Consider the following 12,487-nt stretch of genomic DNA (forward strand, 5'->3'; position numbering starts at 1 on the left):
CCATGCTCAGTTATCGCCACGGTTATCATGCAGGCAATTATGCCGATGTACTTAAGCACTCAATGCTTATTCAAGTATTAAAAGCGATGCAGAAAAAAGATAAACCTTATGTGTATATCGATACTCATGCAGGTGCAGGTGCCTACTCATTAACCGATGAGTTCGCCCAAAAAACCGGCGAGTATTTAGAGGGTGTTGCCAAACTATGGGACCACGCTAATTTACCCACTGCATTGGCCAACTATGTTGAAACTGTGCAGCACTTTAACGCTGAGTTTGATGGCGAGTTAACCGTGTACCCTGGCTCACCGGCTATTGTAGATGTTGAGCTTCGTCCGCAAGATCGTATGGTGTTACACGAACTGCATGGTACTGACCATGAGTTATTAGCAGATTATTTTGTGGAAGACAGACAAGTCAAAGTCATTAAAGGTGATGGTTTACAGGGATTAATTGCCGCTGTACCGCCATTAGAACGTCGTGGGGTGATATTAATTGACCCAAGCTATGAAATGAAAACTGACTATCAAGATGTTGCTCAAGCCATCATTAAAGCCCACAAACGCTTTGCTACCGGGACATTTCTTTTATGGTATCCGGTGGTTAAACGTGAGCAAACAGAAGCTATGTTAACGCTGCTCAAAAATAGTGGCATTAAGAAACAACTGCGTATTGAGCAAGGCATTAGCGCCGACAGTGACGAGTTTGGTATGACAGCTGCGGGTTTATGGGTAATTAACCCACCTTGGCAATTGGATGAACTCGCCAAAGAAACACTCGATTATTTAGCGCCTTTACTAGGCGGTGCCGACGGAAGCATTAGCGTAAAGTGGGAAGTAGGCGAGTAAGACTTTCTACCCGCAAAAGATGTGAGTTTATTGTCGTATCAGATCCTAACTATCTTTATTGAAATAATACACAAATTTCAAATGGAATTAACCTGCAGGCTCAATGGTTCTCCGTCCGAAGTGTCCGAAATAGTGTGATGAAAATGCCGTAGTGACATCATGGATGATGGCACAGGCTCAGGGTACATGGATGTACCATCTGAGCCGTTAGGCGATTTTTATTATGCTATGAGGATCAACACTTTGTCGGAGCTGTGGGGGAGATCCAAGAGGGGGAAGCAGTTTTCCCCTTCTTGGTCAGGTGTGGGCGAAGCGCCACGACCTTGATGTTATTTATTGACGTATGACTGAGCATTACTTAAAAAACGCGCCTGCCGAACCAGGGAATACCACTGGGCTAACATTACCATTCGCGGCAACACTCGCGACACCAAACAAATAATTGTCGATAACCATATTATCTAACGTGAACTGATTAACCTTGCCGACATAGCGGCTATGAGTCCATTCAGCTACCGTTGTTGAGCGCCAATATACGCGATAACCGACAACCGTGTTGTCGTCAGTACTGGCCCAACTTAATGTGGTACTTGGTGATACTTGCCCTGCAATGGTCACCTTAGTTGGTGGCGCTGGGGCCCATGCTTGTGACGCTAAACTTAACGCATTAAGCGCAGTCAGTTTGGCGGTAAAGTCAAAATCCACTCCTTCAATCACATCGCCATACGCAATGCCGTTTTCAACGCGAATATCTTGATGTTGGCGATTATAGTTCTCGTTGGTTTCCATAATCCGCACGGCAGGCAAACCAGCCTGATTAAACGGTAAATGATGCCCACCACGACCAAAACGATCGAGTCGATACACCAGCATCACCTCTAAATTAGTCATGTACTGGTCGGCTAGTGATTTAATTTTACGGGCTAAATTGCGTGAAGCAGAATCATTTTCGCCGCCACTAAAATAGCGTTCTTTGGCTTCATCTGCGGTTTCGGCAAAACGTACGCCTTCAGAAAACACCCGCACACTACTGTTATTGACCACCCCATTGATACCAGCAATATTGCCTATCATGTCGTTATTCAATACAGCTTGTACTTGCCACCCTTGTGCTTTAGCGTAATCGGCTAAAATATTGCCGCCATACAAACCTTGTTCTTCGCCCGACAATGCAGCATAAACAATAGTGCCGTTAAATTGGTATTTTGATAATACTCGCGCTGCTTCTAACGCCCCTGCCACACCGGATGCATTGTCGTTAGCACCAGGAGAAATTGAGGTAGCATCCAACACATCACTAACACGTGAATCAATGTCGCCGCTCATCATCACTACACGCTTAGGATCCGTTTTACCGCGCTGAATCGCGATAACGTTAACTACTTCGGTTGGATTTTCGATTCGTTTACCTTGAACAGTGTCGCCCACTGTCACCACTTCTAAACAGCCACCACATTCTTTTGATATACGATTAAACTCAGCCTCAATCCAACGTCTAGCAGCACCGATACCTTGAGTGTCAGATGTGGTATCAGACAAAGTGTGCCGAGTACCAAAACCGACTAAGGTGCGAATATCTTGTTCAATCCGCTTAGCTTGCGGTGCGGTAGCGATGTCGTATAAACGCACATCTTCTTGTGATGGGGCTACAAACGATGATTTGTCGGCAGCAAATGCAGGCACGGTTACAGCGCCCAATATCAACAACCCAGCCATGCCCGCTAAACAATAACCGTTGTTACGACTGAGTTTGACCCGCTTAGGTTGTACTTTATGAATTAAATGGTTCATTAATAAATACCTTAAGTTAACTGGCTAATGCTTTTTGGTAGCGTTTTAATAATATTTTTACGCGCTTCACATAAGCTTGTGTTTCAGGATAGGGCGGTATACCGCGGTATTGCATCACCGTTGTTGGACCAGCATTGTATGCCGCACAAGCAAGGTCAATGTCGCCGTCAAATTTGCTTAATAATTGCGCAAGATAACGACTGCCACCACGAATATTCTGTTGAGCATTAAAAGGATCATCAACGTCCATATCGCTAGCGGTACCTGGCATTAATTGCATTAAGCCTTTGGCACCGGCTTTTGATAATGCGCCAATTTTAAACGCTGATTCTGCATGGATCACAGCTCGAATAAGTGCTGGATCAAGCTGATACTGCCGCGCGGCTAAAGCCACATCGGTTGCAAAATGTGAGGTAAATAATGGGATTTTATACCAATCAATAACCGAATCGACCCGGCATGCAAAACATTCATACAATAATACTTGGTAGTCTGCATCCAGCGGTTGTTGATCGCTAAACACCATCACCCCGTTGGTTTGCTTGTATTGAAACACTTTACGCTTTTCCACGCCTAAATCACTGACAATACCATTTTCGGAGTAACTGGCCTTAACGCGAGGCTTACTCGATACTGAGCCCGTTTTTGTTAACGAATAATTATTGGTTAACGTACGCGGTTTTTGTTTATCGCCCACATAGCCAGCATTCAACGACAGCTGATCATTAATTGATTGCTCATCGGCAGGCTTAGTGTTGCGGCGACTCAACACGTTATATGTTTCTATCGTTGGCGCTGGGTGATTTTCAGCGGTGGTAGTTTGAGATTGCTGTAACGATAACTGCTTTTTTGCTGCGGCTTGCTGAGGAATATACTTAGCTTTAATTTGCGGCTTTTCAACGTCTTCCACGGCAGGATAAACCACTTGCTTGGCTTGTATAGGTACACAAATACAAGCCAACAACGTAGCGATACCTAATAGCGTCTGCCGATTACGCCATGTCATTTGACTATTCCTGCACTTGATCGAATATCGGCATCGGCGCGATACGGGCGAACTTTGCTACTGCCGAACCGGGAAAAATTTTAACCCCACTGTTTAACTCGTCTACGGCTTTACGGTAAAAGTCTTCCGCGTGGACAAAGTCGAGCTCTAGCTGTATATATTCGGCGAGCTGATCGGCACACAGTTTGTCTTTATTCACCGTAGCTAATAATGCTTCTAAACCTTGATCAATCTGTTGCCAAGCGGCTATCGATACAGACAACGAGCCACCAGCCATATTTGACTCTTCAATCGGTTGTTCCCAATCATGTTCGGGCTGTAACTGTTTTAGTAGCTCCAACTGGGCTTGTTGGTCATCTGTTAAAGGGCGTGGATAAGATGGTTTTTCCTGACATAGCTCGGTAAACAATGTCAGTCTTTTATCAATTTTTGAGTCGATCACTTTTAGCGCTTCAATGGCTGAAGTGCGTTTTTTGAGTAAACTGGCATACCAAAGATAAGCCAGAATAGCGGCTAAAGTGAAGCTTATAAAAAGCACCTGCATGGTGACATCCTTTATTATTGTTATTCACTATCATAATCATTATTTAATCAAAAGTTCATCTTTATCGGCGATACCTTTGCTAAAAAGAAACCACAAAAGAGTAAGCCAAACACCAATAGATGTTAATAAGCTGTTTTGATTCAGATCTTAACTATAACACAAACAACAGTACTAGCACGGTTGAATACTGTACAGTTTAAATTTTAATCTTTAACTTTATCAACTACCTAAAAGCATTTTCACAAGAGTGTTTTTTAAACACATTTAAAGTTTTCCCTGCTCAAATAATCAAAATATCGTTTAATAATGCTGACTTAACACCATTAACGCTATTTATTAGCAGCTGCATCAATAGAGAAACAATAGTCACAAAAAAGCCCAGCAAAACTGGGCTTTTAACAATCAATAATGTAAAAAATTAAATATCTTTTCTATCATTATCAACTTTTTCATTTTCCTCTTCAGTGGGTTTTTCACGCTTACTGAAAATGCGTTCAACCACCACAAAGAATAACGGCACAAAGAAGATACCTAAGAAAGTGGAGGTCATCATACCGCCCAATACCGCAGTACCGATGGCATTTTGGCTACCAGAGCCTACTCCTGAGCTAATCGCTAATGGCACAACACCTAGACCAAATGCTAAAGAGGTCATTAGAATTGGGCGTAAACGTACTCTAACAGCATGCAAGGTTGCCTCAATTAAGCCAGAACCTTTCTCGTAGTATTCCTTAGCAAACTCGACAATTAGAATGGCATTTTTAGTCGCCAAGCCCACCGTGGTTAGCAAGCCTACTTGGAAAAATACGTCATTAGGCAGACCACGAGCACTCATTGCCAGTAAGGCACCAATAATCCCGAGTGGAACAACTAAAATGACCGATAATGGTACCGACCAGCTTTCATACAATGCAGCTAACACTAAAAATACGATTAAAATAGATAAGGCATATAAGCTAGGCGCTTGGTTACCCGATAAACGCTCTTCGTACGACAAACCATTCCACTCTAAGCCATAGCCAGGTGGAAGCTTCTCAGCCATTTTTTCAAGTGCATCCATCGCAGCACCGGTACTGTAGCCCGGGGCGGTAGCGCCCTGAATGTTAACCGCAGGTACACCGTTAAAACGCTGTAATTGTGGTGAACCAAACTCCCAGGAACCTGATGCAAAGGCCGAAAACGGCACCATTTCACCATTATTGTTGCGCACATACCAAGAGTCTAAGTCGCCAGGTTGCATACGGTATTTAGCCTCACCCTGAATATAAACCTTTTTAACTCGGCCACGGTCGATAAAGTCATTCACATACGACCCACCCCAGGCGGTACCCAAGACACTGTTCACACTATTAATATCGATGTCTAATGCACGTAATTTGGCGTGATTAACATTAATTTTATAGATGGGCGCATCTTCTTGACCATTTGGACGCACCCCAACAAGGTTAGGGTTTTGCGCAGCCATGCCTAATAATTGATTACGCGCCTCAATTAACTTGTCATGCCCTTGACCATTTAAGTCTTTTAAGTAGACGTCAAAACCATTTGCGGTACCCAGTTCAATCACTGATGGCGGCACAAAAGCAAACACTAACGCCTCTTTAATTTGCATAAAACGGCCCATGGCTCGACCCGCTAACGACTTAACATCTTCACCAGGCGCTTCACGTGTGGACCAATCTTTTAGGCTCACAAACGCAATACCCATGTTTTGACCAGAACCCGCAAAACTAAAGCCCGCAACAGTAAACACTGAATTTACCAGGTCTTTTTCTTCGGTAAGGTAATAGTCGGATACATCTTTTAATACCTTAACCGTGCTTTCTTGGGTTGAGTTGGTTGGCAAAATAGCTTGAGTGAACAAGATACCTTGGTCTTCGTCGGGTAAAAATGCGGTTGGCATGCGTAAGAAAATCCAAGCCACTGCGATAACCAAGCCAACGTAGATCAACATGACGCGGAATGAGCGCTTTAAAATACTTCCCACACTTGATTCATAACGAGAGGTCATTGCATCAAACTTGCGGTTAAACCAACCGAAGAAACCGGTATCAGCGTAAGTATGACCTTTTTTAACTGGCTTTAGCATGGTGGCGCATAATGCTGGCGTAAGTACAATTGCCACAAACACCGACAAGGCCATCGCCGATACAATGGTGATCGAGAACTGACGATAAATAACACCAGTCGACCCAGACATAAATGCCATTGGTACAAATACAGCTGACAGGGTCAAACCAATACCCACTAAGGCACTGGTAATTTGATCCATCGATTTACGGGTCGCTTCCAGCGGACTTAAGCCTTCTTCCGACATCACGCGTTCGACGTTTTCCACCACCACAATTGCATCGTCCACCAGCAAACCAATGGCCAATACCATGGCAAACATGGTTAAAGTGTTGATGGTGAAACCAGCAGCGGATAGCACCGCAAAAGTACCTAGCAATACTACTGGTACCGCAATGGTAGGAATAAGCGTTGCTCTGAAGTTTTGAAGGAACAGATACATAATCAAGAAGACCAATACAATGGCTTCAATCAATGTGTGCACAACACCTTCAATCGATTGCTCTACGAATGGCGTTGTATCATAGGGATAAACGACTTCAAGTCCCTGAGGGAAAAACTCTTTCATCTCATTAACTTTGGCTTTAATGCCTTCTGCCGTATCTAACGCATTCGCGCCTGTAGCCAGCTTGAATGCAAGGCCCGACGCTGGCTTACCATTGTAATATGAGTCAACCGCGTAGCTTTCTGCACCTAACTCAACTCTAGCAACATCGCCTAAATAAACGTTAGCACCTGATGAGTCAGATTTAACAATAATTTGCTTAAATTGCTCTGGGGTTTGCAAGCGGCTCTGTGCTGATACGGTCGCGTTAAGTTCTTGACCAGCAACCGACGGAGCACCACCTAATTGCCCTGCTGATATTTGGGCATTTTGCTCACGTATTGCCGCAACGATATCAATACTGGTTAATTTGTATTGAGTTAACTTAAACGGGTCTAACCAAATGCGCATTGCATACTGCGCACCAAATAACGTGATCTCACCCACGCCAGGTACACGGCTCATTGGGTCTTGAACGTTGGCAGCAACATAATCAGATATATCGCTTTTGCCCATTGAACCATCTGCAGACACAAAGCCAAGCACCATTAAAAATCCAGAGCTAGATTTGTTAACTTTGACACCTTGCTGCTGAACCTCAGAAGGTAATAATGGCGTAGCCGCTTGCAGCTTATTCTGAACTTGCACTTGAGCAATATCAGGATCAGCCTCAGCATTGAATGTTAAGGTGATAGTGGCATTACCAAAACTGTCACTGGTCGATGAAATATAGCGTAAGTGATCAAGCCCAGTCATGCGCTGCTCAATCACCTGAGTGACTGTGTCTTCCATGGTTTTGGCAGAAGCACCAGGATAGAAAGCACTGATCACTACGGTTGGCGGGGCAATACTTGGATACTGCGCAATGGGTAAGCCTTTAATGGCTAACACACCAGCAAGCATAATTAATAATGCAATCACCCACGCAAAAATAGGGCGATCAATAAAAAAGCGAGCCATAATTATTCCCTACTTTTGTGGTTGATCAGCCGTTAACACCTGTGCAGATACTGGTGCACCAGGGCGGATTTTTTGTAATCCTTCGACAATTAATTTATCGCCAACAGACAAACCATCGACAATGCGCCATTGATGACCAATCACTTCAGCGGTTTGTACCACGCGCATTTCAACATTACTGTCTTGGTTTACTATCATTGCAACCGCTTGGCCTTTGCTATTACGGGTAATAGCACGTTGAGGCACTAAAATAGCCTGTGGGTCTTGGCCAGCATTTAATAGCGCACGCACATACATACCAGGTAATAATATACCGTCAGGATTAGGGAACTCGGCACGTAACGTCACGGAACCGGTAGTTTCATCTACATTAACTTCAGCAAATTGTAATGTACCTTGCTGATCATATGTGCTGCCGTCTTCAAGCAATAAGGTCACTTTAGCATTGTCACTTTTCAGTAACTGGCCTGAACGTAAATTGGCTTTTAAACGCAATAATTGTGCACTTGACTGAACGATGTCGATATTAATTGGATCGAGCTGTTGAATTGTCGCTAAGGTATTACTTTGATTAGCGGTAACTAACGCGCCAGCAGTAACAGATGACTTACCAATACGACCAGAAATCGGTGCTTTAACTTCAGTATATTCGGTGTTGATGGTCGCAGTATTAATGGCGGCTTTCGCTACCGTTACTGAAGCTTGCGCTTCTTTAAATAACGCTTCCGTCTCGTCAAAATCTTGCTTACTAACTGCATTGGTTTTGACTAATTTGGCATAACGCGCCGCCTTGGCTTTTGCTGAGGCTAAACCAGCATTTGCGCTAGCAAGATCGGCTTCTGCACTCACTAATGCCGCTTTATAAGTGGCTGCATCAATTTGATATAGAGATTGACCTTGTTTAACTTCGGTGCCTTCGGTAAAGGCACGCTTAGTGATAATACCTGACACTTGTGGACGTACTTCGGCTTCTAAAAAGGCACGACTGCGACCAGGTAATTCAACCTTAATTGCTTGCGAAATTGCTTCAACGGTCATCACGCCAACGGGTGTAGGTGGTCGCGGTTGCTGTGACTGGGCATTTTCATCCCCTTGACCACAAGCGGTAATCCATAATGCAGCAGAAATAACTGCGGCGACTTTCAATGCTTTGTGCATGAGTGCTCCTACTCCAATTTATTTTCAATATGACACCTCGGTCTTGAGGAATTTCATTTAAAAATAGCTAAAAATTAACCTGTTAAATTTTCTGTGTACTTTATCGCATAGGTATAAAATTCAAACAACAAACCTAATGCGAATAAATTGTAAATAAATAATAAGTTTCAGTTATATATATTGAATATGTTATCAAACTGTAATCGTTACACGGGTAATCAAACAAAGATTACCTTTTAAGGCATTAAATACACTATTTGGTAACATGTTGGTAAAGTCAATTAATGCTTAAACTATCCATGTCTATGTTCACTGTTAATACATTAACTTAATTGCTGTTGATGACAACTTGATTTAATTCATCTGTATTTTGTGGTTCAAGCATAATGGCACGCCACCATAACTCGCTAGCTTGTGGATTGGCTAACATCACCGCTTGACCAAACTTTGGCGTAAGCAAGGTGACATTTTGCTGTTTCGCTAACTGGTTGATACGTTCAAAAGGCTCAAACCAATCATGCAATGCTAAATCGAAGGTGCCATTGTGTATTGGCATCATTGCCTTTGCTTGAACATCAATATGTGCCTGTAGGCTTTGCTCTGGCAACATATGGATATCACTCCACAATTCATTATAGGCCCCAGTTTCAATCATGCTGAGATCAAATGGTCCATAACGCTCACCAATTTCTTTAAAGCCATTAAAATAGCCACTGTCTCCGCTAAAAAACACCTTATGTTGTAAGCCTTGAATCACCCAACTAGCCCATAAGGTTTGGTTACGATCAAGCAAGCCCCGGCCAGAAAAATGTTGTGCTGGCGTAGCGGTAATGCTCAAGCCATTTAATTCAACAGACTGCCACCATTCCAGTTCAGTCACTTGAATGGCATCTACGCCCCAAGTGGTTAAGTACTCACCCACTTTAAGTGGGGTCACAAAATGTTGCACCTTGGCAGCCAATTGCTCTATGGCTGCTCTATCAAGGTGATCGTAATGATCATGGCTAATAATCACCGCTTTTATTGCCGGTAAATCAGCAATACTGATTGGCGATTGATGAAAACGTTTTGGCCCAGCCCATTGCACCGGTGATGCTCGCTCGCTAAATACCGGATCAATCAATAAATATTCGCCATCAAGACGCATCAATAACGTTGAATGGCCTAAACGATAAACGGTGTCTTCCGTTGATTGAGCCAATATCTCTGGGGTCAATACTTCTAATGGAATCACACCTTGGGGAATGGGTGCTTGACGCTTTGCCGACCCATAAGCTTTGGCAATTGGCCATAAGCTGCTAATACCGGCTTGATAGACTTTTTCGGTATTGCTGAATATTTGTGCTTTATGTCCACGCGATGCAAACCAATATTTACTGATCAAAATAATGACAATCAGTGCACCAAGCACGACTAAAAGACTCATTAATATTTTCATCTATTGCTTCCAAAAGTAAACTACACGGTGTAGTTTAATAATCCTTTGTTGAAAAGTAAACTACTCAGTGTAAAATATTATAATAAGATCGCTTAGATGAAACCAATGAATACAGAAAAGCAAACACGCAGCCAGATTAAACGTGCCGCGATTATTGAAGCAGCCAGAACAACCTATAAAGAATTAGGGGTTGCGGCAACCAGTATGGATAAATTAGCCGAAGTAGCTGGAGTGTCTAAGCGAACAGTGTATAACCACTTTGCCACCAAAGAAGCCTTGGTGATGACCTTGATGACTGATTTATGGCAACAAGCATTATCTCAACCCTCTGTGGTATATAGCTCACATCAACCTTTGGCAGAACAGCTGCAGCAGTTGGTGCGTTTTGATATGGATTACATTCAATCAGAAGAGCACATTGAAGTTTCACGAATGGTGATTGGCCATCTGTTTTATACCACTGAAATGCAGGAAGAATTGCAAAAGGTTATTAAAGAAGAAACGGCTATTTTACGCTGGATAAAAGCAGCAACACTGGACGGACGCTTAACAGTGACGAATGTTGAACAGGCCCAGGCAGAAGTACAAAGCTTGATTAAAGGCCAATGTTTTTGGCCATTAATATTTCAAGTCGAAGAGCCATTAAACGATCAACAAAAAGATGATATTGCCGCCAGCATAGTAACCATGTTTTTATGCCGTTATCAGGCATAAGTAAATTATTTCCCACGCTACACGCGGTTATCGCCCACCCCGAACGAAATAACACGGCTGATATGCGCTAAACTCATGCCAGACTCTTGTTGCCAATGATTAAAAGCAGCTTGGGTTTGGCGTAAAGCGGTTTGCGATGTAAAGCCAGCATCAACGACGTTATAAGCAGTTAAATATGACTGCACATCTTGGCTTAGCAAAAACGTGTCTTTACCTATCGCACGTAAAAAATAAGGCCCGGTATTGCCACCTAAACGAGTGCCGCGCTTTTTAAGCACTTGCCACAAACCAGTAATATCATCACTTGGCCAATTCGCAATAAATTCCGCAAAACTGCCGTGTTCAGCATTAATCTGCTGGATCATATAAGCATTATCAACAATTGCTTGGGTTTTCTTTTGATGCCGAATAAGTGCTGGGTCGGTTGCCCGTTGTTGAATTTGATCGGGTGACAGCATCAGCACTTTCATTGGCTCAAAGTCAAAAAAGGCTTTTTCATAAGCAGGCCATTTATTGTCAACCACTCGCCACACAAAGCCGCTTTGAAACACGCGTTTACTCATAACAGACAATAACTGCGCATCAGTATATTCGCTGATTTCATCGGCATCGAGACTGTCAGGCAGCAATGACTTAACTGCCGCTGATCCGCCTTTACGCTCACAAGCTCGCGCCCAAATATCACTGAACTTTTCTAATGCCACCGCGTAGCTCCTTTAACCCAACCAATAACCTGCCAATACGGCAGATTAAGGCTTATTGATCTTTAAAAATTACCATCGATACCAAAAACAACTAACGTTATGTATTACGTTCTTTTTTTAGTTGTAAAAATTGTTTCCATTTAACCACTTCAGCAGGTATTTCAGGTGTGTCACCTGTGTAACCGGCAGCAGCAATTAAGGTTTCAATAGGCACTTGTTTACCTCGACATACAAACACACCACGGACATGCGCGATGCAATGTAAACCACGAGCGGTAAGCATACGATGCTCAATATAAAAGTATTTTTCATCCCAACCAACGATTTTTATTTCAATGGTAAACTTCTCAAACGGCTTAATATCGCGGATATAAGTAAACTCTGCCGCATTCACTATCGGTAACCATTTATTTTTTAGAAACTGTTTCATCAAACCCATTTCGGCAATCAAATAGGTGCGCGCTAAATCCATAAAAGCAGGATAACGCGAGTTAGTTAAATGCATATTGATATCGCAATCTAACGGTAAAGCACGGTAATCAATTCGGCTAGTGCCTAAAAAACCAATACTTTTACAATGACCTATTCGCCATAAAAACAACAAAATAATACGAAAATACAGATTCATGCACGGTTACTCCTAATGTAAGCGCGACAGGCTAACAAAGGTCATACCAGCGAGCAAGCGGCTTTAACATCATTTGGTAGCA

Annotated in this window: 10 protein-coding genes; 2 read left to right on the plus strand and 8 right to left on the minus strand. The window is 43.0% G+C overall.

What is annotated here, in order from left to right:
• The first annotated feature begins 2 nt into the window (after positions 1–2).
• Positions 3–848: a 23S rRNA (adenine(2030)-N(6))-methyltransferase RlmJ gene (locus tag EGC86_RS15315; protein WP_123778119.1), complete on the plus strand. Its 846-nt coding sequence runs from the start codon at positions 3–5 to the stop codon at positions 846–848.
• Positions 849–1,202: 354 nt separating this feature from the next.
• Here EGC86_RS15315 and EGC86_RS15320 read toward each other — a convergent pair whose 3' ends face one another.
• The 6 genes from EGC86_RS15320 to EGC86_RS15345 form a co-directional block, all read right to left on the minus strand.
• The gene (locus tag EGC86_RS15320; RefSeq protein ID WP_425376047.1) at positions 1,203–2,564 is read right to left on the minus strand and encodes a M28 family peptidase; all 1,362 of its coding nucleotides are present in this window, start codon (positions 2,562–2,564) and stop codon (positions 1,203–1,205) included.
• 91 nt (positions 2,565–2,655) lie between these two features.
• Complete coding sequence (locus EGC86_RS21090) at positions 2,656–3,336, minus strand: lytic transglycosylase domain-containing protein (protein WP_374702264.1); 681 nt, start codon at positions 3,334–3,336, stop codon at positions 2,656–2,658.
• Between the two features lie 313 nt (positions 3,337–3,649).
• Positions 3,650–4,189 (minus strand): hypothetical protein, encoded by a 540-nt coding sequence (locus EGC86_RS15330; protein WP_011639270.1) that lies wholly within the window; start codon positions 4,187–4,189, stop codon positions 3,650–3,652.
• A 418-nt stretch (positions 4,190–4,607) separates the two neighbouring features.
• Positions 4,608–7,763, minus strand: a complete 3,156-nt coding sequence (locus EGC86_RS15335; protein WP_123778121.1) for an efflux RND transporter permease subunit — start codon at positions 7,761–7,763, stop codon at positions 4,608–4,610.
• 9 nt (positions 7,764–7,772) lie between these two features.
• The gene (locus tag EGC86_RS15340) at positions 7,773–8,921 is read right to left on the minus strand and encodes an efflux RND transporter periplasmic adaptor subunit (RefSeq protein ID WP_011639272.1); all 1,149 of its coding nucleotides are present in this window, start codon (positions 8,919–8,921) and stop codon (positions 7,773–7,775) included.
• 328 nt (positions 8,922–9,249) lie between these two features.
• The gene (locus EGC86_RS15345; protein ID WP_123778122.1) at positions 9,250–10,359 is read right to left on the minus strand and encodes an MBL fold metallo-hydrolase; all 1,110 of its coding nucleotides are present in this window, start codon (positions 10,357–10,359) and stop codon (positions 9,250–9,252) included.
• A gap of 96 nt (positions 10,360–10,455) precedes the next feature.
• On the opposite strand from EGC86_RS15345, the gene EGC86_RS15350 reads away from it, so the two are divergent.
• On the plus strand, positions 10,456–11,073 hold the full coding sequence (locus tag EGC86_RS15350; RefSeq protein WP_123778123.1) for a TetR/AcrR family transcriptional regulator: 618 nt from the start codon (positions 10,456–10,458) through the stop codon (positions 11,071–11,073).
• A gap of 17 nt (positions 11,074–11,090) precedes the next feature.
• On the opposite strand, the gene EGC86_RS15355 is transcribed toward EGC86_RS15350, so the two are convergent.
• Together EGC86_RS15355 and EGC86_RS15360 are read right to left on the minus strand one after the other, a co-directional pair.
• Positions 11,091–11,777, minus strand: coding sequence for a DNA-3-methyladenine glycosylase I (locus EGC86_RS15355; RefSeq protein ID WP_123778124.1), 687 nt, complete (start codon positions 11,775–11,777; stop codon positions 11,091–11,093).
• A gap of 97 nt (positions 11,778–11,874) precedes the next feature.
• Positions 11,875–12,405: a thioesterase family protein gene (locus tag EGC86_RS15360; RefSeq protein WP_123778125.1), complete on the minus strand. Its 531-nt coding sequence runs from the start codon at positions 12,403–12,405 to the stop codon at positions 11,875–11,877.
• Positions 12,406–12,487 lie beyond the last annotated feature (82 nt).

This window comes from Shewanella frigidimarina (assembly GCF_003797125.1).
Classification (GTDB): Bacteria; Pseudomonadota; Gammaproteobacteria; order Enterobacterales; family Shewanellaceae; genus Shewanella; species Shewanella frigidimarina.